Below are 22,869 nucleotides of genomic sequence, written 5' to 3' on the forward strand. Positions count from 1 at the left end.
CTTTATGACCGCGGCCGGCCTCGGCTTGGCCGCGCCGGCCCTGGCGCAACCCGATACGCGTCCGAGCCTGACCATCGCCGTGCAGAAGATCAGCAATTCAAACACGCTGGAGACGCCGCGCGAGCAATCCAATGTCGGCTTTCGGGTCTCCTCACTCTATGCCGAAAGCCTGATCGGCACGGATTGGCTGGGCAATTTGGGGCAGGTGCCGGGCCTGGCCACCGCCTGGCGCCGCATTGACGAGCGCGTGGTGGAGTTCGATTTGCGTGCGGGTGTGCAGATGCATGACGGGCGGATCATGTCTGCCGAGGATGTGGCCTTCTCGCTCGGTGGTGCGCGGTTATTCGGCGGCGCATCGGCGGGCCGTGAACCGCCGGCTGATGCCCTCGCCGTAGCGCGGCGTACCTTTCCCGGCTTCGAGCGGATGGAAGTGGTCCGGCAGGGCGTCGTGCGCTTCGTCAACCGCGTGCCGGATGTCACGCTGGAAGGGCGGATTGCGCAGAATGTGGGCGTGGTGCTGTCGCGCCAGGGCTTTGAGACGGCCGAGAACTGGCAGGCCTGGGCGCGCCGGCCTATCGGGACCGGCCCCTATCGGGTGGCCGAGTTCCGTCCCGATGTCGCGCTCACCTTCGAGGCCCATGACAGCTATTGGGGCGGCCGACCGCCCGCGCGGCGCATCCGCTTCAATGAGGTGCCGGAGGTGGCGTCGCGCATCAACGCCTTGCTCTCGGGCGAGACGGATTTCGCCACGGATATCCCGCCGGACCAATTGCCCATCATCGAGCGCAATGCGCGCTTTGAAGTGGTGGGCAGCGCGGTCAACAACATTCGCGTGCTGGTCTTTGACAAGGGCCACCCGGTGCTGCGCAATCCGCTGGTGCGCCGTGCGCTCACCCATGCGGTCGATCATCGCATGATCATCGAGTCGCTCTGGTCCGGCCGCACTGAAATAACGCGCGGGCTGCAACTGGGCTTCTTTGGCGATATGTACCTCGCCGACTGGGAAAACCCCCGCTTCGATCCGGCCGAGGCGCGGCGTCTGCTGCGTGAAGCGGGTTATCGCGGCGAGGCGATCCCGTATCGCTGCCTCAACAACTATTACGTGAACCAGACGCCAACAGCCCAGGTGATGGTGGAGATGTGGCGCTCGGTTGGGCTGAACGTCCAACTGCAGATGATGGAGAATTGGAGCCAGGTGGTGGAACCAGGTGCCATGCGCGGCATTCGCGACTGGTCCGTCACCCATGTCTTCAGCGACCCCGTGGGCTCGATGCTGCGCGCCATGGGCCCCTTGGGCGAACTCCAACGCGGGCAGGAGTGGAGCAATGCCGAGTTCAACCAGCTTTGCGCCGCCTTGGAAAGCTCGACCGACCGGGCGCGCCGCCGCGTCGTATTCCGCCGCATGCTGGAGATCATCGAGCGCGAGGACCCCGGCTACATGGTGCTGAATCAGGCGGCCACCTTCATCGCCAAGCGTCGCGATATCCGCTGGCGCCCGGCGCGCGGATGGCCAATGGATTTCAGTGCCGCCAATCTCGGCTTTGGCGGATGAGCCTGGTTCAGATCCGTGGCCTCGCGGTCAGCTTCGCCGGCCAGCCGGCGCTGCGTGGCATTGATCTCGATGTGGCGCCCGGTGAGGCGTTGGGCCTCGTGGGCGAGAGTGGTTGTGGCAAATCCGTCACCTGGCTCGCGGCACTGGGCTTGCTGCCGGGCAAGGCGCGCGTCACCGGCAGCGTGCGGCTGGGGGGCATGGAATTGCTGGGTGCGAAGGCCGCGACGCTGGAGCAGGTGCGTGGTGGTCGCATCGCCATGATCTTCCAGGATCCGGCGAGCAGCCTCAATCCGGTGCATCGCATCGGCCGGCAGATCACCGAGGCGCTGTCGCTGCATCAGGGGTTGAGCGGCGCGCCCGCGCGCGCCGAGGCAAAGCGGCTGCTTGACGCCGTGGGCATGCCCGATGCCCAGCGCCGCCTTGATGCCTTTCCGCATGAATTATCCGGCGGGCAGAACCAGCGGGTGATGATCGCCATCGCCCTGGCAGGACGGCCGGAAGTTTTGGTGGCCGACGAGCCCACCACCGCGCTCGATGTGACCATCCAGGCGCAGATTCTCGACCTGTTGCAGGGGCTGCGTCGTGAGATGGGCATGGCGCTGGTGCTGATCACCCATGACCTCGGTGTCGTCTCAGAAACCTGCGAGCGGGTGGCGGTGATGTATGCCGGGCGCATCGTCGAGGAAGCGGCCTCCGGCCAGATCTTTGCCCATCCGGCCCATCCTTACACGCAGGGCCTGCTGGGCGCGCTGCCGCCATTGGATGGCGAGCGTCGGCCGCTGATGGCCATTCCCGGCGGCGTGCCTGAGCCATGGGCCATGCCGCCCGGCTGCGCCTTCGCGTCGCGCTGCCCGCATGCGCGCGCGGCCTGCCTGCAGGCCGTGCCGGAACTGGCAGATTTGCATATATCGCACCGCGCCGCCTGCATTCTTGCCGCAGAAGCGCCGGTGCTGGCATGAGCGTTCTTCTCCAAGCGCGCGATCTGGTGCGGCTTTACAGGCTGCGCCGCGGGATCTTTGGCCGGGCGGTGGAACTGCGCGCGGTGGATGGGCTGAGCCTGACCCTGCAGCGCGGCCGCACCCTGGGCCTGGTCGGCGAAAGTGGCTGTGGCAAATCCACCACCGGGCGGTTGGTGCTGGGCCTCGAAGCGCCCGATGCCGGGCAGGTGCAGGTTGATGGCGCGCCCATGCCGCCCATCGGCGGGCGGGCGTGGCGGCAGCAGCGTGCCCGAATGCAAATGGTGTTCCAGGACCCGCTCGGCGCGCTGGACCGCCGCCTGAGCATCGGAGCGCAGGTCGAGGAGCCGCTCATCATCCATGGCCTTCCGGCCGGGCCGGCTCGGGTGGCGGAACTGCTGATGGAGGCAGGGCTGCGGCCGGACCACGCCCAGCGCTACCCGCATGAACTCTCCGGCGGGCAGCGCCAACGCGCCGTATTGGCGCGCGCGCTGGCAACCGCCCCGGAACTGCTGGTCTGCGATGAGCCGATCAGCGCGCTGGATGTCTCAATCCAGGCACAGGTGATGAACCTGCTGATGGAACTCCAGGCCCGGCGCGGAATGGCTATGCTCTTCATCAGCCATGATTTGCGCGCTGTGCGCCAGGTCAGCCATCGCATCGCCGTGATGTATCTGGGCCGCATCGTCGAGGAAGGTGAGCCGGACGAGGTGCTCAAAACACCTGCTCACCCTTATGCTCGCGCCCTGGTCTCCGCCATCCCCCATCCGGGGCGGCGCGGCCGGCGCATCCTGCTCACGGGCGACCCGCCCAATCCGGCCGACCGTCCTTCCGGCTGCGCCTTCCACCCGCGCTGCGCCGAGGCGGTGGCGCGCTGCCGCACCGAGGCGCCGGTGCTGCGGCCGCGCCCGGATGGGCGGCTGGTGGCCTGCCATCTGGCGCATGCGCCGCTTCTTTCACAGGTGGCCTGACATGCTGCGTTTCCTCACCGGCCGCCTGCTGCGTGCTGCGCTGACCATCGCCATGGTGGTCACCTTCGCCTTCATCGTGCTGCGCCTCTCCGGCGACCCGGCGCAGATCATCATGGGCGCCGATGCGCCCCCAGAGGCGGTCGAGGCCTTCCGCGCCGCCTGGGGGCTGGATGCACCCCTCTGGCAGCAATATCTGCGTTATTTCGGTGCGATCCTGCATGGCGATCTCGGCCGCTCCATGCGTGATGGGCGCGATGCCATCACCCTTGTCGCAGAGCGCATTCCGGCCACGCTGGCGCTCACCATACCGGCACTGGTCATCAAGCTTTCCATCGGCATCCCGGCCGGCATCCTGGCCGCACTGCATCGCAACTCGCTGCTGGACCGCCTGGTGATGGCTTTGGCCGTGGCAGGCTTCACCGTGCCATCCTTCGTGCTGGGGCTGCTGCTGGTGCTGGTCTTTGCCGTTCAGCTGGGCTGGCTGCCCTCGGGCGGGCAGGAGAGCTGGCGCCATGCCATTCTGCCCATCATCACCATGGGCGTGGGCGGGGCCGCCGTGCTGGCGCGCTTCACGCGATCGGCGATGCTCGAGGTGCTGGGGCAATCCTATATCCGAACGGCCTCCGCCAAGGGCGTGCCCTGGCGTGACGTGGTTTGGGGCCACGCCCTGCCGAACGCAGCGATCCCCACGGTCACCATCGTGGGCTTCATGGTGGGCAGCCTGATCGCGGGTGCGGTGGTGGTTGAGAGCGTCTTCTCCTGGCCCGGCGTCGGCCGCCTGCTGGTGGTGGCGGTGGGCAATCGCGACCTGGCGGTGGTGCAATGCATCCTGCTGCTGGTGGCGGGCACCATGGTGGCATCGAATCTTGTGGTGGACCTGCTCTATGGCGTGCTGGACCCAAGGCTTCGCGCCGGCAAGATGGGAGCGCAGTGAGCATGGCTGACGTCTCTCCCATCACCCCGCCTGCCTTCACCGAGGCGCCAAAGCCGCAACGCAGCCGCCTGCCGCTGCCCATCACCTTTGCGCTGGGCTGGCTGGGGCTAATGCTGGCGGTTGCTGTGCTGGCCGATCTGGTCAGCCCCTACGCCTATACCGCGCTGGATCTGCGCAACCGCCTCTCGCCCCCCATTGGCCTGGGCGGCACCTGGCTGCATCCGCTTGGCACGGATGAACTCGGGCGCGATGTTTTGTCGCGTCTGATCTCCTCGATCCGCACTAGCCTGCTGATTGCCTTTGGCGCCACCCTGATCGGCGCTGTCGTGGGCACCTCCCTTGGGCTGCTGGCGGCACAGTTCCGCGGCCTGGTGGAGCAGGCGGTGATGGCGCTGGTGGATTTCTCGGCCAGCCTGCCTTTCCTGATCCTGGCCCTGGCCGTGCTGGCCTTTTTCGGCAATTCGCTGGTGCTGTTCATCTGCCTGCTTGGGCTGCATGCCTGGGAGCGTTATGCCCGCATCGCCCGCGGCCTGGCCATCAGCGCCAATGCGCAAGGCTATGCGGCGGCGGTGCGGCAATTGGGCGCTTCGGCCTGGCGGGTGCAGGGGCGGCATGTTGTGCCCAATATCGCCTCCACGCTGATCGTCTCGATGACGCTGGCCTTCCCCGAGATCATTCTGCTCGAGAGTGGCCTCTCCTTCCTTGGGCTCGGCGTTCAGCCGCCGGCCACATCGCTTGGTTCGATGGTGGGTTACGGGCGCGAATATCTGACGCGCGCGCCGTGGATTCTGCTCTCGCCCGCCGCGATCATCGTGACGACGACCTTCGCGGTTTCCCTTCTCGGTGATTGGTTGCGGGATAGGTTGGACCCAACCTTGTCATAAACGGCTGGCTGCCCCAGAGCGGCGCCGGGTCAACTGCAGATGTTCAGCGCAGTCGCTGCCGCAATGCGGCGCCCGTGGCATCCACGACCACCACGCAAGCTAGAATGGCCAGCAGGATGGCGGAAACCTGATCATAGGCCATCAATCGCAAGGCCGCGATCAATTCAAAGCCGATGCCGCCCGCGCCGACGATACCCAGCACCGCCGAGGCGCGGAAATGATACTCCCAGCGATAGAGCGTGATGTCGGCCAATTGCGGCAGCACCTGCGGCAGGATGGCGCGCTGGATGATCTGCAACGGCCCAGCGCCGGCGGCCCGTGCCGCCTCGGCTGGGCGGGGGTCGGTATGCTCGATCGCCTCGGCATAGAACTTCCCCACCATGCCCACGCTATGCAGCCCCAAGGCCAGCACCCCCGGCAGCGCGCCAAAACCCACCGCAGCGACGAAGAGGATGCCCATGATGATCTCGGGCACCGAGCGCAGGAAGGAGAGCAGCAGCCGCGCCAATTGCTGCACCACCGCGTTTGGCGCCGTATTCACCGCCGCCAGCAGCGCCAACGGCAGGGAGAAGGCCACCGCCAATGCGGTGCCGGCAATGGACATGGCCAGCGTATCCGCCAGCGGCCGCAGCCAGCTCTGCCAGCGGCTGAAATCAGGCGGTACCATTTCCGAAGAAATCTGCGCCACCGCCGGCCAGGCATCGGCAAAGCGCTCGGCATCGAAAAAGCCGCTCACGCCCAGTGCGCCGAGGGCCACCGCCAGCACCACCGTGGCCAGCGCCGCGTGTCGCCGACCCGCGGCGGCATCCGCGGCCAGGATGGCGGCGTGGCGGCTCATCCGCGCATGCTGCCCAGGTCAAGCTCCAGCACGCGCGCAGTCTCGCGCAGGATGTCATAGGCGGCGTCGTTGGTCGGCGCGAAACCCTCGACGCGAAAGGCGCGCAGCACCTCGGGCTCGCGCAGATCGAGGAAGGCCGCGCGGATGGCGGCCTTCAGAGGCTCTGCAAGGCTGCCCTGCATGACCATGGGGTAGTTCGGGATGGGGGCGGAGAGCGCCACTTCCACCACCCGCGCCGGGTCGATCACTTGGCGGGTGATGAGGGTGCGGAAAATCGCCTCCGACAGCGCGCCCGCCGCAACTTGGCCGGACTGCACCGCGCGCGCCACCGCATCATGCGCGCCCAGATGCACCACGCGGTAATCTGCGCCGCCACGCAGCCCCGCGCGTTGCAGCAGCAGCGCACGTGGCACGAGATGGGAGGAGGTGGAGGCCTGGTCGCCAAAGCCCATGGCCTTGCCACGAATATCCTCCAACCCCCGCACCGGCCCGGAGGCACCGGCGATGATGATGGATTGATAGGTGGGCGCGCCGCGCTCCACGCCCACGGCGAAGGCCTCGATCGCCGGCGCCCGGGTCTTGGCCAGCACATAGGAAAAGGGGCCGAAATACGCCACCTCGATGCGGCCGAACCGCATCGCCTCGATCATCGAGGAATAATCGGTGGTGACGATCAACTCGACGCTGCGCCCCAGCCGCTGTTCCAGGTAATTCTTGAGCGGCTGGGCGTTCTGGATCAGCGTCGAGGCATTCTCATCGGGCAGCAGCGCCACGCGGATGCGGCGCGGGTCGCTCCCCTGGGCGAGGGCCAGGCCCGGAAGCAAAGTGGCAAAGGCGGTGAGTTGGCGGCGGTTCATGCGTATTCCTCTTGCGCGGCTTGGGGGCTGTGGGCGGGGCCGTAGATGCGGGCGATATCGGCTTCGGCCAGAAGGGCAGGGGGGCCATCAAACACCACCGCGCCCGCGGCTAACGCCACGATCCGCTCGGCATAGCGGCGGGCGAATTCCACCTGGTGCAGGCTGACAATGGCGGTGATGCCATCCTCGCGGCAGATGCGGGCGAGGAGGTCGAGTACGCGCTCCGCCGTTACCGGGTCCAGGCTGGCGACGGGTTCATCGGCCAGCATCAGGCGGGGCCGCTGCACCAGGGCGCGGGCAATGCCCACGCGCTGCTGCTGCCCGCCCGAGAGCGCATCGGCCCGCGTGAGCGCGCGCTCGATCAGGCCGACACGTTCCAGCGCATCAAGCGACCGTTCGCGCTCGGCGCGCGATGGCGGCAGCAGGGCTGTCCAGGGGCTGCGCTGGCCCAGCAAGCCGATCAGCACATTGTCCAACACACTCAGCCGGCCGATCAATTGGTGCTGCTGAAACACCATGCCGGTCTGCCGCCGATGCGCCCGCAGGCGGCGATGAATGGGCGCAGCATCGGGCCCCAGCACCCGGCCGGCACTGGGCCGCGCCAGCCCGTTCAGGCAGCGCAACAAAGTGCTTTTACCAGCGCCCGAGGGCCCGAGCAGCACGGTAAAACCACCCGGCGCACAGGCGAGATCAATGCAACCCAGCACGACGACATCGCGGCCATAGCGAACACCCAGCCCTTCCACGGCCATGGCCGGGGGCAGATTCGATGATGATTTGGTGTCAGGTGCCAAACTGCGGTTCGATTGCATGACTGAATGTGGGATCGCCGCTCCCGGACGATAGATGGATGACAGCTGGATGAAACAAGACAGGCCGCTGATCCTGGTGACCAATCAGGCCCACCCCGATGCGCTGGCTGTGCTGGCAGGTTTCGCCCGCATCGACGCCAACCCCGCAGAGGCCCCCTGGCCGCGGGCGGAACTGTTCCGCCGCGCCGCCGGCGCCGATGGCCTTCTGGCCTTCATGACCGATCATGTGGATGACGAATTTCTTGCCCATTGCCCCAATCTGCGCGCCATTGGCTGCGCCCTGAAGGGGGCGGATAATTTTGACCTCGCGGCCTGCCGCGCGCGCAATGTCGCGGTGGCCGTGGTGCCCGACCTGCTGACAGCGCCCACGGCGGAATTGGCGCTGGGGCTTATGATCGGGCTCGGCCGGCATATCCGTGCCGGCGATGCGCTGGTGCGCGGGGGCGGGTTTGCCGGCTGGCGGCCTATCCTCTTCGGCGCAGGGCTGGAGGGGGCCGTGGTCGGCATTATCGGCATGGGCGCGGTGGGGCGGGGCATTGCCGCCCGGCTCGCCGGTTTCGCCTGCCGGCGGATCATCCATCACGACCCTGCTGTGGAAGGTTCCGTGGGCCTTACGGAATTGCTCGCAACCGCAGATTGGGTGGTGCTGGCCGCACCGCTGAACCGGGGCACGCTGCACATGATCGACGGTCCCGCCCTGGCCCGGCTGCAGCCCGGCGCATTGCTGGTCAATATCGCCCGCGGCTCGCTGGTGGATGAGGCCGCGGTGGCGGCGGCGCTGCAGAGCGGCCATTTGGGCGGCTATGCCGCCGATGCCTTCGAATTGGAGGATTGGGCGCGGGCTGACCGCCCATCCGCCATTCCCGCCGCCCTGCTTGAGCATCCGCGCAGTCTCTTCACCCCGCATCTTGGCTCGGCGGTGGTGGAGGTGCGGCGGCAGATCGCCATGCAGGCGGCCACGGCGCTGGCGGAATTCTTCGCCGGGCGGCCTATGCCCGGCCGGCTATAGCGGTTTCTTATCGCCCGTGCCGGCCAGTACCCCCTGGCCGGCGCGCGCTGCCCGGCTCGCTGCCCCGAGCAGGGCGGCGGTATAGGGGTTTTGTGGGTTGCGAAAGATTGCCTCGGTCGCGCCCGCCTCCAGTATCCGCCCCCCCTGCATCACCAACACGCGCGGCGCCATGCGCCAGACCACGGCGAGGTCATGGGTGATGAGCAGCATCGCCGTGCCCTGGCGGCGCTGCATCATCGCCAAATGATCCAGCAGCTGCGCCTGCACCGAGGCATCAAGCGCTGAGGTGATTTCATCGCAGATCAGCAAATCCGGCTCGGCCGCGAAGGCACGGGCGATGGCGACACGCTGCTGCTGCCCGCCCGAGAGTTGCCGCGGGAAGCGCGACAGCAGCGCTGCCTCCAGTCCCAACTCCTCGAACAGGCTCGCAGCGCAGCGGGCTGCTTCGCGCCGCTCCAGCCCCCGGAAAAGCTGTAGCGGCCGCATCACCGCATCGCCCACGCGGCGGCGCGGATTGAGCGAGGAGAGCGGGTCCTGAAACACCATCTGGATGCGCCGGCGTTGTTCGCGCGTGCGCTGTGCGGAGAGGCCCGGAAGCGGGCGGCCATCAAAGCGCACCGCAGCTGCCTCGCCACCCAATAACCCGACAATGATACCCCCCAGCGTCGTCTTGCCCGAGCCCGATTCACCGATGACACCGAGCACCTCGCCCCGCGCCAGGCTCAGGCCGACCCCATCCAATATGGGCGGGCCGAGCGGGTTCCTCCGCAGCAGCGAGGGGCGCGCATAACGAAAGCTGAGGCCTTTGACCTCCAATAGCGTCGGGCCCGGCGCGGCATGGGTGGCGCGGCTTGCCTCCTCCACCCGCAAGGCGGCGCCCAGCAGCCCGCGCGTATAGGCCTCGCGCGGGGCAGAAAACACCGTGCCAACCGCCCCTTGCTCGATGATGCGGCCATGCTGCATCACCAGCACCTGGTCACAGATATCGGCCACCACATTGAGGTCGTGGGTGACGATAACCATGGCGCCCTGGCGTGCCATGCGCAGCCGTCGGATCAGGTCTAGCACCTGCGCCTCGGTGGTCTTGTCCAGCGCCGTGGTGGGTTCATCCAGCACCAGCAAGGCGGGGTCGCAGGCGATGGCACAGGCCAGCACCACGCGCTGGCGCTGCCCGCCCGAGAGTTGATGGGGGTAGCGGCGCACCAGCCGCTCAGGCTCGGGCAGGCCCATCTGGCCGAATAATTCCAGCGCGCGCAGCCCCGCCGCCTTGGCCGAAAGCCCGGCGCGCAGCCGCAGCACCTCCTCCAATTGCCGCCCCACCGGCATATGGAAGGTGAGCGAGGCGAGGGGGTTCTGCGGCACCATCGCCATCACCCGACCGCGCCGGCGGGCAAGTTCCGGCTCGGACAGGCTCGCGAGATTCTCGCCATCGAGGCGGATGCTGCCGCTGGTGATCGCGCTGCCAGGGCGGCAATGGCCCAACAACGCCCGCGCCAGGGTGGATTTGCCGCTGCCGCTCTCGCCGGCAATGCCCAAGGTGGCGCCGGGCGCCAGGTCGAAGGACACGCCATCCACCACCCGGTTGGTGCGCCCATCCGCGCCGCGCCATTCGATGCAAAGCGCGCGGACCTGCAGCACCGGCTCAGCCACCGCCACCCCGCGCCGCATCCAGCCCCAGTGCATCGGCCAGCCCTTCGGCTGCAAGGTTCATGCCCAGCACGAGGGTGGAGATACATAGGGCAGGGGCGAGCACGAGGGCCGGCTCGCTTTCCAATAGCGCCATCCCATCCTCCACCATCAGGCCCCAATCCGGCGTGGGCGGGGAAATGCCCAGGCCCAGAAACGACAGCGCCGAGACCAGCAGCAGCGCGGAGGAGGCACGCAGCGCAAATTCCACCGCCAGCAGATCCGCCACATTGGGCAGCAATTCGCGCAGGATAATGATCAGCCCGCTTTCGCCATTCAGTTGCGCCGCGCGCACATAGCCCTGCTCCATTAGCACAATGCCGGCGGCGCGGCTGGTGCGCACCACGCCCATCATCTGAATGATCCCCACCGCCACAATCAGCACCGGCACGGATTGTCCAAAGCCGGTGACGAAAATAGCGACAAAGAGAATGGTTGGGACGGCGAGTTTCATCTCCACCAGGCGCATCACCACATCATCAAAGCCGCCGCGCCGATATGCCGTGGCCAGCCCCAGCAAAGCGCCCCCCAGCACGGCCACGGCGCCGGCCGCAAAGGCCACCAGCATGGCCACCCGCCCCCCCCAGAGCAGCCGCGAAAAAGCATCCCGCCCTAGATCATCCGTGCCCAGCCAATAGGTCGCACCCGGCGGCTCCAGCGGCGCATCGAGCAAAGAGGTTGGCGCGAAGGGCGCGATCCAGGGCGCGGCAATGGCCACCACCAGATGGACGACCACCAGCAGCCCCCCCAGCAAAGCGGCCGGCCGACGCAGTGCTGCGCGCATCAACGCCGCGTCCGCGGATCAAGCGCGGCGATACCCAGATCCGCCAGCAGGTTGAACAGCACCACGCAAATGGCCGCAGCGAGGGCGATGGCCTGCACCACATGCACCTCCCGCCGCGTCACCGCGCGCACCAATTCGGCACCAATGCCCGGATAGGCAAAGACCATCTCCACCACCACCACCCCTGAGACCAGCGAGGCGGCATAAAGTGCTGCCGCCGAAAGCCCCGGTATCATTGCCGCCGGCAGCGCATGCAGCCAGATAATCCGCCAGCGCGGGATGCCCGAAAGGTGTAGCCGCTCCACAAAATCCGCCGCCATCACCTCAATCAAACCAACCCGCAGAATACGCCCCAGATAGGCGACGGAGCCTATAATGGTGGTGGCAATGGCCAAGGGCGCTGCAGCCAAAAGCACCCCCAGCGGGTCATTCGTGCTGGCGGTGATGGTGGCCGGAAAGAGCGGCCACCACACAGCAAATACCGCAATCAGCAACAGCCCTGTGACAAATTCCGGAACCGAATAGCCAATAATCGCCGCCCCCGACACCGCATTGTCCACCGCCCGCCCCTTCGCCTGTGCTGCCGCCATCGCAATCGCCAAGGCCACCGGCAGGGCCAGCAGCAGCGTCACCCCCGCCAGCGCCACCGAATTGCGCAGCGGCATGGCGACAATATCAGCCACCGGCGCGCGCGTTATGATGGTCCGCCCCAAATCAAACCGCAGCAGCCCGCCCAGAAAACCCCAATACCGCTCGAGAATCGGCCGATCCAACCCCAGCTCCGCCTTGCGCCGCGCCATCACCTCGGCCGGCATATTGGCGATCTCATCGGCCGAGAGCGAGACATCCAGCGCATCGCCCGGCAGCACCTCGGTGGCAAAGAAGATAAAACTCGCCAGCAAAAACAGCGTGACCAGCGAGAGCGCGCCCCGCCGCAGTATCAGCGCGATCACCCGCGCCACACCTCATCAAAGCGCACCGACCAGATTTGCGGATGGAACTCAAAGCCCTGCACGTGGCGGCGGCGCACCGAGAAGGTCATCGTCCCGGCCGGCAGCAGCGCCGGCACCTCCTCATGCAGCAGGCTTTGCATGGCGGCGAACATCGCACGCCGCCGCGTCGCATCACCCTCACGCATCGCCTCAGCATAAAGCGCCATGTAGCGGTCATGCTCCGCCCCGCGCCAATGGCCGGACTCGACAAAATCGCCGCGCATGCGGAACAGCGAAATCCCAGGATTGCGTGGGCCAACCGCAGTCATGGCAAAGCGGTGGAAGCTGCCCTTTGAGAGATCATTATCCCCGGTGCGGAATTGCACATAGCCATCAGCCGGGCGCTGCTCCAGCGCCATGGTCAGCCCTGCCTCGCGCGCCGTTTCTTGCAGCACCTGGAAGTAGCGGCCAACCTCGGGCGATTGCGGCGACCAATAAAGCGTGCCGAGATTAATCCCATTCGGATGCCCGGCCGCCGCCAGCAGCGCCCGGGCCCGGGCCACCGCCTCAGCGCGCGGCAGGCGCGGCATGGCGAGGAAATTCGGGTCGGCAGCGACGAGGTGGCTGTCATTGCCCACCCAACCATTCCCCTCGCCATAGACTAGGCGAATGATCGCCTCGCGGTCCACACCCAGCGCCAGCGCCTGGCGCACCCGCTTATCCTCAAAGGGCGAGCCGGGATGCTTGGGCAATTGAATCACATAATGATGCCCGCCGCCGCCGCTATCCACCACCAGATCAGCATCGCGCTGCAGGTTGCGCACGCTGCGCGGGTCGATGGTCATCACCATGTCGAATTGCCCGGCGCGCAGCCCGGCCAGGGCCGTCTCCTGCTGGCCTTCGCGATTGTGCAGCTCAATCCGGTCAAGATAGGGAAAACCCTCACGCCAATAGGCCGGGTTGCGCTCATACACCGCAACGCGGTTCGGGTCGGTTGAGGCAAAGCGAAACGGCCCGGTGCCAATGCCGGTATTGCCGATGGTCTCAACCGGCGCGGCAGGCATGATCATGTTCTGGTATTCAGCCAGAACATAGGGAAACTCCGAATTGCCGGCATCGAGGCTGAAGCGCACCCGGCCATCGGCCATCGCCTCGATTCTCTGAATTTGGCCCGAGGCAAAATTGCGCTGCCGGTGCAGCTGATAGGAGGCCACGACATCCTCCGCCCGCAAGGGCGAGCCGTCATGAAAGCGCACACCCGGGCGCAGCGTGATGTCCCACACGCTCTGATCGGCGCTGGCCGGCTGCCAGGCTATGGCCAGTTCCGGCTGCAGGCGCATCTGCCGGTCCACCCAGACCAGCGCGTTGTATGGAATGCGCGTGGTGAGATCGACGGTGAAATAGGGGTGCCGGGCGGTCTGGGCCGAAGCAACGAAACGGTTGGCCGAGCATTGCGCCACAGTGATGGCACCACCACGGCGCGGCGCGCCCTGGGCAGCGGCGATACCCGGAAGCAGGCTAAGCGCGCCCAGCGCGCGGCGGGAGAGAGCGGACATCATGGCCTCCTTCAGGCGCTGCGATAAACGTCATCCCAGCGGATCGACCAATGCTGGGGATGGTTGCGGAGATTATGGACCGTGTTGCGCTTGATCAGCACATTATTGCGCCCCGCCGGCAGGATGGCCGGCGCCTCCTCGCGCAGGATTGCCTGCATTTCGGCGTAGATCGCCCGCCGCGCCGCAGCCTCGGCCGTCAGCATGGCGCGGGCATAGAGCGCCATATAGCGATCCGCCGCCGGGCCGGACCAATAGCCGCTCTCATTATTCGCCGGCCGCATCCGAAAGAGGCTGATGCCGGGGTTGCGCGGGCCCACAGCGGTATAGGCGAATTTATGCCAGTTGCCGCGGCTCACATCCAACTCGCCCATGCGAAAGCGCTGATAGCCGTCATTCGGCCGCTCCTCGATCGGCAGGGTGATGCCGGCCTCGCGCACGCTCTCCTGGATGAACTGGAAATACCGCGCCATCTCTGGCCATTGCGGCGCATAATACAGCGTGGGCAGGGTGATGCCGTTGGGATGGCCTGCCTCGGCCAGCAGGCGCCGCGCCAGGGCCAGGTCGCGCGGGCGCTCGGGGGCGACAAACATCGGGTCGGCGGCGGCGAGGTGGCTGTCATTGCCAACCCAGCCCCAGCGGGTCCCACCATAGACAATCCGCACCAGCCCCTCACGGTCGATCGCCGCCGAGAGCGCACGGCGGATGCGCGCATCATTGAAGGCCGAGCCCGGATGCTTGGGCAGGATGATCACCGCCTGATCGCCCGAGGCCGCGGCCACCAGGTCGGTCTGTGGCTCGCGCTCCATCTGGCGGATCAGCCGCGGGTCGATATTCAGCATCGCGTCGAATTGGCGCGCGCGGTAACCCGCCAGCGCCGCCTCGGTCTGGCCCTCGCGATTCACCACCTCCAGCCGGTCCAGATAGGGGAAGCCCTGGCGCCAATAATCCTCGAAACGCTCGAAGCTCATGCGGCGCTGTGGATCATTGCCGGTGATGCGAAAGGGCCCGGTGCCAATGCCCTCCAGCCCGATGCGGTCGATATCGGGGTTGGCCGGCATCACCACGCAATCATATTCGGCGAGCACAAAGGGAAATTCGGAGTTCCCCGCATCGAGGTGGAAGCGGATGGTGGTGGGGTTCACCACCTCGGTCCGCTGGATCTGCGCCGAGGCAAAATTGCGCCGGCGATGCAGTTCGAAAGAGGCGGCGACATCGCGGGCCGTCATCATCCTACCATCATGGAAGCGCACCCCCTCGCGGATCGTCACCTCCCACACCTTGAGCGTGTCATCGGCGGGCGCGATGCGGGTGGCCAACTCCAGTTGGAGCTTCAACTCCTCATCCACCCAGGCCAGGGTGTTATAGGCCGAGCGGGTAATGAGATCGACCATGTAATAGGGATGGCGGGAATTGCTCGCATCGCCGCCGCGCCGATTGCCCGACATCTGCGCATAGACCAAAGCCCCGCCCCGCCGGGGGGATGGCTGCTGCGCCTGCGCCAGGCTCGCATCGAGCGCGCCGAGGAAGGCAGCGCCTGCACCGAGCAGGTGGCGGCGGGCAAGATCAGACATGGGCTTCTCCATAGTATGATGCTATGACGTTAATCTATTGCTTGATCCTAACCTAAGTCATGGAAATGACACTTGAATGACACTCCCAGGCTTTCACGATGACAAATGACCCCCGCCGTGGCCGCCGGGAGGGCGCGATAAGCCTCAACGCACTGCGCTGCTTTGCCGCCATTGTCGAAGGCGGCAGCATATCGCGGGCTGCCGAAATCCTTGGCCTCAGCCAGCCCACCATCTCGGTCACGCTCACCGGGCTGGAGCGCGCCTGCGGCACTCTTTTGCTGCATCGCCGCCCCCGCCTCGCGCTCACCGATGCCGGGCAAGAATTGCTGGCCCGATCCCGGCTGGTGCTGGGGCGCATGGATGAGTTGGAGGAGACGATGCGCCAATCGCGCGATCTGCGCCGCGGCAGCATCGCCATCGGCCTCTCGACGCCAGCCCATGCCATGCCCTGCATCGCGGCCTTGATGGCAGCCTATCCGGAGCTGCGGGTGAGAACCCGGCTCGGCAATACCAACGGGCTGCTTGAGGCCCTCGCGGCCTGCGAGATCGAAGTCGCCATCATGACCCTGACCCAGCCGGTGGAAGGGATGTCCTGCACATTGCTCGTCACGCAGCGGCTGATCGCCTGCGTGCCGGCCTGCGCGACACGCGCGAGCATCAGCCTCGAGCAACTGGCCAAGGGGCCATTGGTGCTGCGCGAGCCAGGTTCGATGACTCGCGCCATGATGGAGGCGGCCTTTGCGCAGCATGGTCTTTCTGGCCAAATCGCCCTTGAAGTGGGGAGCCGAGAGGCCGCCCGAGAGGCGGTGGCCGCCGGTATCGGGATCAGTGTCGTCCTTGATGGCGAGGCTTGGCAGGACCAGCGCCTGCAGGCAGTTCCCATCCTGGGTGAGCCTATCATGGGCGGTGTCTATGCGGTGGCCCTGCCGGAATCGCTCGACCTGCCCGCCATTCGCGCCTTCATCGGATTGAGCCGGGATGCGGTGGACCGCGCGGCGACCTGATGTTGGGTCTCAGCCAGCGTCATGATCAGCTCCCCAAGGCTCTGGCCTCGCGGCGGTGGATCACTCCAAGCGAGGCAAACCGCGCCTTGATGTCTCGCAACAGGGCAGTGGCGGCTGCGTCAGCGGCGCCCATGAGATGTTTTCAACTAGCCTTTGGGCTCAAACTCCCAGGCGGGATGGCAATGTCAGGCATGAAGCCCATTGCGTCGCTTCAACGCCTTGGCTAAGGGCGAAGAATGAAGGCGCGGCAATGCGCCTCGAAGGGAGAAGTTTATGTCCGACAACAAAAGCAGCCCCGCGCCGCGCCGAGGCTTCCTCAAGACAGGCGCAGCCGCCGCGACGGCGACGGCTATACTGGCGACGCCAGGCGTGAGCCGCGCACAGACGCTGACCCTGCGCTTCCAGTCCACCTGGCCGCAGCGCGACATTTTCCATGAATTCGCGCAGGACTATGTCAACCGGGTGAATGCCATGGGCGGGGGGCGCCTCCGGCTCGAACTTCTCGCCGCGGGCGCCGTGGTTGGCGCCTTCCAGGTGATGGACGCCGTGCATGCCGGCACGCTCGATGGCGGCCATGGCGTGTCCGCCTATTGGTTCGGCCGCAATAAGGCGTTCAGCCTATTCGGCACCACCCCACCCTGGTTTGGCAATGCACACCAACTTCTGGGCTGGTTCTACTACGGCGGCGGCGAGGCGCTGTATAAGGAACTAGTCAATGACGTGCTGCGGCTCAATGCCGTGGGCTTCCTCACCGGCCCGATGCCCACCCAGCCGCTGGGCTGGTTCCGCACGCCCATCGAACGCGCCGAGCAGATTCGCGGCCTGCGCTACCGCACCGTGGGCCTCGCCGGCGACCTGATGCAGGAACTGGGTGCCGCCGTTGTGGCCGTGCCGGGCGGCGAGATCGTGCCCGCGCTGGAGCGCGGCGTGATCGACGCGGCCGAGTTCAACAATCCCTCCTCCGACCGTATCCTCGGCTTCCCGGACGTGGCGAAGAACCTCTATATCCAGTCCTACCATCAGGCGGTGGAGTGCTTCGAGGTTCTGTTCAACAAGGGCAAGTTCGATGCCCTGCCGGATGAGCATAAGGCATTGCTGCGCCATTCGGCCGAAGCCAGCAGCGCCGATATGAGCTGGAAGCTGCAGGAGCGCTATTCGGCCGATCTGCTCGGCATGTCGCAGACCCAGCAGGTCAATGTCCGCCCCACACCCACGCCGATCCTGGACGCCCAATTGCAGGCCTGGGACCGGGTGATCGCCCGCATCGAGGGCGACAATTCCAACCCCAATAATGGCCCGCTGTTCAAGAAAATCTGCGACAGCCAGCGTGCCTGGTGCCGCCGCGTCGGCAATTTCTTCCTGCGCTACGAGGTTAGCTCCGTGCGCAGCTTCAACCATTTCTTCGCCCGCGGCTGAGCAGCGTGTCAGGCAGCATCGTTGTCGCGGGGCTTGCGGGGTTGGTGGTGGCGACCATTATGGCCGCCATCGCCTTCGCCGATAGGCCAGCAACGCGGGCGCTGTTGCTTACGGTGGACAAGCTCAGCACCTGGGTGGGCAAGCTGGGCGGGTGGTGCATCGTCTTGCTGACGGCGGTGATCAGCTATGACGTCACGATGCGCTACGTCTTTCGGGCGCCGACGACCTGGGCATTCGATGCCTCCTATATGCTCTATGGTGCCATGTTCATGCTCGCCGGCGCCTATGCCCTGTCACGCAACGGCCATGTACGCGGCGATTTCGTCTATCGTGGTTTTAAGCCCAGCCTGCAGGGCAAGTTCGACCTCACGCTGTATATCCTGTTCTTCTTCCCTGGGATCTTCGCGCTGATGGTGCAGGGGTATTTCTTCTTCGAGCAGTCGTTCCTGACCAACGAGCATTCCTCGCTGAGCCCGAACGGGCCGATACTCTGGCCTTTCAAGGCAATTATCCCCACCGCCGGGCTGCTGCTGCTCTTGCAAGGCTTGGTCGAGGTTGTTCGCTGTGTGCAGTGCATCAAGAACAATGAATGGCCGCAGCGCCTGGTCGATGTCGAGGAACTCGACGTGGTCCTCATCGCCGCCGCCCAAAGCCAGGGCCTGGATGCGCTGACCGCCCGCGTTGCGCAGGGCGGTGCGCAGGCCGCGATTGTGACAACCCAGGGCGAAACCCGCTAACCTCTTCCGACAAGGCCCCGCCCAGTGCTCAGCGACGCAACGATTGGCATTCTCCAGCTCGTCCTCTTTATCTTCTTCATCATGCTGGGCTTTCCAATCGCCTTCACGCTGATGGCGATGGGGATGTTTTTCGGCTATTTCGCGATGCAGGACAGGGTGTTCGACCTGCTGGTCCAGCGTGCCTATGCCGTCATGTCCAATGACGTGCTGATCTCGGTGCCCCTCTTCGTCTTCATGGGTTACATCATCGAGCGCTCAAATATTTTGGACCGCCTGTTCCGTTCGCTGCAATTGGCCTCGGGCTTCCTGCCGGCTTCGCTGGCCATCGCAACCATGGTGACATGCGCATTGTTCGGCATAGCCTCGGGCATTGTCGGCGCGGTGGTGACGCTGATGGGCCTGCTGGCGCTGCCGCCCATGTTGCGCGCGGGATATGATCCGAAGCTGGCCTGTGGCTGTATTGCGGCCGGCGGCACGCTGGGCATCCTCATCCCGCCCTCGGTTATGCTCATCCTCTATGGTGCGACGACCGGCACCTCGGTGGTGCAGCTCTACGCCGCAGCCTTTATCCCCGGCTTCGTGCTGACGGCGGCCTATCTCGTCTATCTCATCGGCGTTGGCATCCTGCAGCCGCACCGCGCACCGAAACTCCCGCCCGAGGAGCGCAATGTGCCCATCGGCACCGTGCTCTGGGAGCTGATGGTGGGCTTTGTGCCGCTCACCCTGCTCACGGTGGTGGTCCTGGCGGTGATTTTGCTCGGCATCATGACGCCTACGGAATCCGCCGCGGCCGGTGTGGTCGGCGCGCTGCTGCTGGCCTTGCTCTATCGCTCCTTCACCTGGGCGTCGCTGCGGGAGAGCGTGTTCCTCACTGCGCGAACCACAGCCATGGTGTGCTGGCTTTTCGTCGGCTCGGCCCTGTTCTCCTCGGTCTTCGGCTATCTCGGCGGCCAGCAGGTGATCGAGAATCTGGTGATGAGCCTGGGGCTGAATGCCACCACCTTCCTGATCCTCACCCAGATCATTATATTCATTCTCGGCTGGCCGCTGGAATGGACAGAGATCATCGTGATCTTCGTGCCCATATTCCTGCCGCTACTGGACAATTTCGGTATCGACCCGATTTTCTTCGGCGTGCTGATCGGCCTGAACCTGCAGACCTCCTTCCTCTCCCCCCCGGTCGCCATGGCGGCCTTCTATCTGAAGGGCGTGGCGCCACCCTCGGTGAAGCTTGAGGATATTTTCGCCGGTTGCATGCCCTATATCTACATCGTGATCATGACGATGGTGCTGATCTATGTCTTCCCTGGCACCGTCACTTGGCTGCCGGAATACCTCTATGGCGGCGATGGCGGGCCTCCAGCCGTCAGCGTGGAAGCCCCGCCGGTTGGTGGCTTCGTCGAGGAGGAAATCCCCGAACTGCCGCCATTGCGATGATAGGCTCCGTCGCCTCGGCGCTGGCAGAGGCCTGGGAATCTGGGCAACCAGTGGCGCCACTCACGGCTGATCTCGCGCTCGCCTGCCTCGAGGCGGCTGAGCAGGTTGCGGGGGATGTGCTGGAGCGCCTGGCGCTGCCGCCTTGCGGCATCCGCGTGAGCGAAACAGGATTGGTGGGTGCGATGTTGCCCGGGCGGATCATGGCCACGGGCCAGACCCTGCCGCTTTCCGTGCTGCCGCATGGGCACGCGGCACCGGCGCTGCTGGCGGTATTGGGCGAGGCTATCACGCCCGATGGCACCGCGCTGCCGGCGTTTGAGCGGCTGCATCCCGCGCTCGACCTCAGCGCCTCGCGTTGGCGCGATGGCCCGGCGAATCTGTTCGAGGCTGCGGCTGACCTCGCCGGGCTCGGCCAGGTCGTCATCGGCAAGGGCAAGCGCACGGGTTTTCCCTCCTCCTGCGCCCTAGCGCCGCAGCGCGCGCTGCGGGTGGATTGTGCGGCGCTGTTGGAAACCGCCGTCAATATTGCGCGGGAGGCGGGGGGGCTGCCGCTGGGCGCCGTGCTCGTGCTGGTCTTCGACCGAAGCGGCCAGGCTCTGGGCGTGCCCGGGCCGATCACCGCGCGCTGGACAGGCTTGGGTAGCGCGACCGCTGCACTGCGCTGATCGCGGCGCGACCACCAGATCGATCGCCACGAGCGCTGCCCATGCCAGCCTGCGTTGAAACTCAAGGTGGTCCGCCTTCGGACGGCACATAGCCCTCGCGCAATCGCTCCACGATCCAGGACCCGATGGCAGCCCCCTCGGCCGCCGCACCCTCACATTGACAGCCGGGGCCGCGCGGCGTTGGCTATCACCGACCCCGGGAGAGGGTGAGGAGGAAAAAACTATGAAGAAGCGCCAAATTCTGCGCGCTGCGCCCGGCCTTGGACTGCTGGCCGCCCCCGCCTTTGCGCAAGCGCCTTTCCCCAGTTCCAGCATCCGAATGGTGGTGGCGTTCCCGCCAGGTGGAAACACGGATATTTTTGGTCGCCTGTTTGCCGAGCCCTTCGGGCGGGCGCTCGGCCAGTCCGTTGTCATCGACAATCGCGGCGGGGCGGGCGGTCTCATCGGCTCGGGCGAGGTGCATCGCGCCCGACCGGACGGGTACACGTTGATCTTTCAAAGCCCGACGGCGGGGATCACCGGCCCACTCACACGTCGGGTGCCGCCCTTCGATCCCGTGACGGGGTTTTCGCATATCTCCATCCTCGGCATCACGCCGCTCGCCCTGGCGGTCAATCCAGGGCTTGGCGTGAACAGCCTGGCTGAGTTGATCGCGATGATCCGCGCCCAGCCGGGCCGGCTCAGCTATGGCAGCTCGGGCATCGGCGGCGCCCCGCACCTCTCGACGGAGTTGCTGCGGATACGGGTAGGCAACCTTGATGTGGTCCACGTGCCCTACCGAGGCTCGGGGCCGCTGACCCAGGATCTTCTCTCCGGTACGATCTCCTTCGCCGTGGACGCCTTCACAACGCTGCTGCCGCAGCACCGCGAGGGAAAGCTGCGGATCATCTCCGTCTTCGGCGAGCAGCGCTCAGCGGTGGTGCCCGAGGTGCCGACCGCGCGCGAAAATGGCTTCGACATCGTGACCCGCATCGCCAATTACCTGGCCGCCCCTCCCGGCACGCCGCCTGACCGGCTGGAGCGCCTGGCCGCTGCCGCTCGCACGGCGATGTCCACGCCCGAGATTGCCCGCGCGCTGGAGGCCATCGCCTTCGTGCCCGTAACCGATTCGACGCCCCAGAGCGCCACCCGTTTCATCGCGGAGGAGGCGGCGCTCTGGGGCCCCGTCATCCGCGCCGCCAATATCGAGATCGAGTGAACGCATGTTCAAGCTGACAGACAAGGTGGTCTTCCTGACCGGCTGCGGCTCGGTCGGCCCCGGCTGGGGCAATGGCAAGTCGATCGCGGTGCTCTTTGCGCGCCAAGGGGCGCGCATCTTCGGCGTGGACATCAACGCGGCGGCGGCGCGCGAGACGCAGGCGATCATCCACGACGAGGGCGGCACCTGCGAGATCGCGACGGGCGACGTCACGGATTCCGCCGAGGTGGCGCGGCTGGTCGAGGCCTGCCTGGCGCGCTTCGGCCGTATCGACGTGCTCGTGAACAATGTCGGCAAGTCCGAACCCGCTACCCCCGGTGAGATGGACGAGGCGCTGTGGGACAGCCAACTCGCCATCAACCTCAAAAGCGCTTTCCTCTGCTGCCAGGCGGTGTTGCCGATCATGCAGAAGCAGGGAAAGGGCGCCGTGGTCAGCATCGCCTCCACGGCGGGCATTCGCTACACGGGCAAGCCCCAGGCGGCCTATTCGGCGGCCAAGGCGGGGCTGATCCATTTCAGCAAGACCACCGCCATCACCTATGCTCCGCGCGGCATCCGCATGAACTGCGTGCTGCCAGGCCTCATGTACACGCCGCTGGTGGCCAAACTCGCCGAGCAATTTGCCGGCGGTGACCTGGAGGGGTTCGTGGCGAAGCGCAACGCCGCCGTTCCCATCGGCCAGATGGGCGAGGGATGGGACGTGGCCCATGCCGCGCTGTTCCTTGCTTCTGACGAGGCGAAATACGTGACCGCAACGGAACTCGTCGTCGATGGTGGGTTGACGGCTTCCACCGGCTGACTGCGCCTTGCTGGCTTATTCTCCCGGGTGAGCGCAAGCGTCCACTATCGGCTACGGTATAGGCTACGAAGCTTGCCATGAACGCAGTCCTTCCCGGCCTGCTCCCACCCGTCATCGCAGCTGCGGAGGCAGCGATGCCAGAGCCAAGCGATGCCAGAGCCAAGCGCGGCAACACTGCGTGCAGCGCTTGCTCGCGCGCGGGCTGGCGAAGGTTCTGGTGACTTCATGAGCCAGCAGGGCTGGGTTCTGATCGCATCCCAAATTGCATTTC

At 66.2% G+C, this 22,869-nt stretch carries 21 protein-coding genes; 13 read left to right on the top strand and 8 right to left on the bottom strand.

Going from position 1 to position 22,869, the window contains the following annotated elements; translation table 11 throughout:
- Window positions 1–4: 4 nt before the first annotated feature.
- Genes ABWP84_RS07400 through ABWP84_RS07420 form a run of 5 tightly spaced genes read left to right on the top strand, consistent with a single transcriptional unit; the run spans window position 5 to window position 5,297 of the window.
- Window positions 5–1,552 carry an ABC transporter substrate-binding protein gene (locus ABWP84_RS07400; protein ID WP_353211373.1) on the top strand — a complete coding sequence of 516 codons (1,548 nt, stop codon included), beginning with the start codon at window positions 5–7 and terminating at the stop codon, window positions 1,550–1,552.
- Entirely contained in the window at window positions 1,549–2,511 is a 963-nt protein-coding gene (locus ABWP84_RS07405) for an ABC transporter ATP-binding protein (RefSeq protein WP_353211374.1), read from the top strand. Before ABWP84_RS07400 ends, ABWP84_RS07405 begins: the two co-directional genes overlap by 4 nt.
- Window positions 2,508–3,479: an oligopeptide/dipeptide ABC transporter ATP-binding protein gene (locus ABWP84_RS07410; RefSeq protein WP_353211375.1), complete on the top strand. Its 972-nt coding sequence runs from the start codon at window positions 2,508–2,510 to the stop codon at window positions 3,477–3,479. The genes ABWP84_RS07405 and ABWP84_RS07410 overlap by 4 nt, the downstream gene beginning before the upstream one ends.
- A 1-nt stretch (window position 3,480) precedes the next feature.
- On the top strand, window positions 3,481–4,413 hold the full coding sequence (locus ABWP84_RS07415) for an ABC transporter permease (protein WP_353211376.1): 933 nt from the start codon (window positions 3,481–3,483) through the stop codon (window positions 4,411–4,413).
- A 2-nt stretch (window positions 4,414–4,415) separates the two neighbouring features.
- Window positions 4,416–5,297, top strand: coding sequence for an ABC transporter permease (locus ABWP84_RS07420; protein ID WP_353211377.1), 882 nt, complete (start codon window positions 4,416–4,418; stop codon window positions 5,295–5,297).
- Window positions 5,298–5,340: 43 nt separating this feature from the next.
- Here ABWP84_RS07420 and phnE read toward each other — a convergent pair whose 3' ends face one another.
- The 3 genes from phnE to phnC are packed head-to-tail and all read right to left on the bottom strand — an operon-like array spanning window position 5,341 to window position 7,744.
- Window positions 5,341–6,135, bottom strand: a complete 795-nt coding sequence (gene phnE, locus ABWP84_RS07425; RefSeq protein WP_353211378.1) for a phosphonate ABC transporter, permease protein PhnE — start codon at window positions 6,133–6,135, stop codon at window positions 5,341–5,343.
- Window positions 6,132–6,992 (bottom strand): phosphate/phosphite/phosphonate ABC transporter substrate-binding protein, encoded by an 861-nt coding sequence (gene phnD / locus ABWP84_RS07430; RefSeq protein WP_353211379.1) that lies wholly within the window; start codon window positions 6,990–6,992, stop codon window positions 6,132–6,134. The genes phnE and phnD overlap by 4 nt, the downstream gene beginning before the upstream one ends.
- Window positions 6,989–7,744 carry a phosphonate ABC transporter ATP-binding protein gene (gene phnC, locus ABWP84_RS07435; RefSeq protein WP_353211380.1) on the bottom strand — a complete coding sequence of 252 codons (756 nt, stop codon included), beginning with the start codon at window positions 7,742–7,744 and terminating at the stop codon, window positions 6,989–6,991. Before phnC ends, phnD begins: the two co-directional genes overlap by 4 nt.
- Before the next feature lie 109 nt (window positions 7,745–7,853).
- Between phnC and ABWP84_RS07440 the strand changes: the two genes are divergently transcribed.
- Complete coding sequence (locus ABWP84_RS07440; protein ID WP_353211381.1) at window positions 7,854–8,813, top strand: NAD(P)-dependent oxidoreductase; 960 nt, start codon at window positions 7,854–7,856, stop codon at window positions 8,811–8,813.
- Here ABWP84_RS07440 and ABWP84_RS07445 read toward each other — a convergent pair.
- Genes ABWP84_RS07445 through ABWP84_RS07465 form a run of 5 tightly spaced genes read right to left on the bottom strand, consistent with a single transcriptional unit; the run spans window position 8,808 to window position 15,342 of the window.
- Complete coding sequence (locus ABWP84_RS07445; RefSeq protein WP_353211382.1) at window positions 8,808–10,496, bottom strand: ABC transporter ATP-binding protein; 1,689 nt, start codon at window positions 10,494–10,496, stop codon at window positions 8,808–8,810. The genes ABWP84_RS07440 and ABWP84_RS07445 overlap by 6 nt on opposite strands.
- Window positions 10,456–11,283, bottom strand: coding sequence for an ABC transporter permease (locus tag ABWP84_RS07450; protein ID WP_353211383.1), 828 nt, complete (start codon window positions 11,281–11,283; stop codon window positions 10,456–10,458). Before ABWP84_RS07450 ends, ABWP84_RS07445 begins: the two co-directional genes overlap by 41 nt.
- The gene (locus ABWP84_RS07455) at window positions 11,283–12,236 is read right to left on the bottom strand and encodes an ABC transporter permease (RefSeq protein WP_353211384.1); all 954 of its coding nucleotides are present in this window, start codon (window positions 12,234–12,236) and stop codon (window positions 11,283–11,285) included. Before ABWP84_RS07455 ends, ABWP84_RS07450 begins: the two co-directional genes overlap by 1 nt.
- Window positions 12,233–13,774, bottom strand: coding sequence for an ABC transporter substrate-binding protein (locus tag ABWP84_RS07460; RefSeq protein ID WP_353211385.1), 1,542 nt, complete (start codon window positions 13,772–13,774; stop codon window positions 12,233–12,235). Before ABWP84_RS07460 ends, ABWP84_RS07455 begins: the two co-directional genes overlap by 4 nt.
- A gap of 8 nt (window positions 13,775–13,782) precedes the next feature.
- Window positions 13,783–15,342 carry an ABC transporter substrate-binding protein gene (locus ABWP84_RS07465; RefSeq protein WP_353211386.1) on the bottom strand — a complete coding sequence of 520 codons (1,560 nt, stop codon included), beginning with the start codon at window positions 15,340–15,342 and terminating at the stop codon, window positions 13,783–13,785.
- A 98-nt stretch (window positions 15,343–15,440) separates the two neighbouring features.
- Between ABWP84_RS07465 and ABWP84_RS07470 the strand changes: the two genes are divergently transcribed.
- From ABWP84_RS07470 to ABWP84_RS07500, 7 genes are all read left to right on the top strand, one after another.
- Window positions 15,441–16,346 carry a LysR substrate-binding domain-containing protein gene (locus ABWP84_RS07470; RefSeq protein WP_353211387.1) on the top strand — a complete coding sequence of 302 codons (906 nt, stop codon included), beginning with the start codon at window positions 15,441–15,443 and terminating at the stop codon, window positions 16,344–16,346.
- Between the two features lie 273 nt (window positions 16,347–16,619).
- A complete protein-coding gene (locus ABWP84_RS07475; protein WP_353211388.1) occupies window positions 16,620–17,762 on the top strand; it encodes a TRAP transporter substrate-binding protein in 1,143 nt (380 codons plus the stop codon).
- 5 nt (window positions 17,763–17,767) lie between these two features.
- Window positions 17,768–18,499 (top strand): TRAP transporter small permease subunit, encoded by a 732-nt coding sequence (locus ABWP84_RS07480; RefSeq protein WP_353211389.1) that lies wholly within the window; start codon window positions 17,768–17,770, stop codon window positions 18,497–18,499.
- A 24-nt stretch (window positions 18,500–18,523) separates the two neighbouring features.
- A complete protein-coding gene (locus tag ABWP84_RS07485; protein ID WP_353211390.1) occupies window positions 18,524–19,936 on the top strand; it encodes a TRAP transporter large permease subunit in 1,413 nt (470 codons plus the stop codon).
- 50 nt (window positions 19,937–19,986) lie between these two features.
- A complete protein-coding gene (locus ABWP84_RS07490) occupies window positions 19,987–20,601 on the top strand; it encodes a hypothetical protein (protein WP_353211391.1) in 615 nt (204 codons plus the stop codon).
- 223 nt (window positions 20,602–20,824) lie between these two features.
- Window positions 20,825–21,799 carry a tripartite tricarboxylate transporter substrate binding protein gene (locus tag ABWP84_RS07495; RefSeq protein ID WP_353211392.1) on the top strand — a complete coding sequence of 325 codons (975 nt, stop codon included), beginning with the start codon at window positions 20,825–20,827 and terminating at the stop codon, window positions 21,797–21,799.
- 4 nt (window positions 21,800–21,803) lie between these two features.
- Entirely contained in the window at window positions 21,804–22,598 is a 795-nt protein-coding gene (locus ABWP84_RS07500; protein ID WP_353211393.1) for an SDR family NAD(P)-dependent oxidoreductase, read from the top strand.
- The last annotated feature ends 271 nt before the right edge of the window (window positions 22,599–22,869 follow it).

The sequence above is a fragment of the Rhodovarius sp. genome (genome assembly GCF_040399605.1).
GTDB lineage: Bacteria > Pseudomonadota > Alphaproteobacteria > Acetobacterales > Acetobacteraceae > Rhodovarius > Rhodovarius crocodyli_A.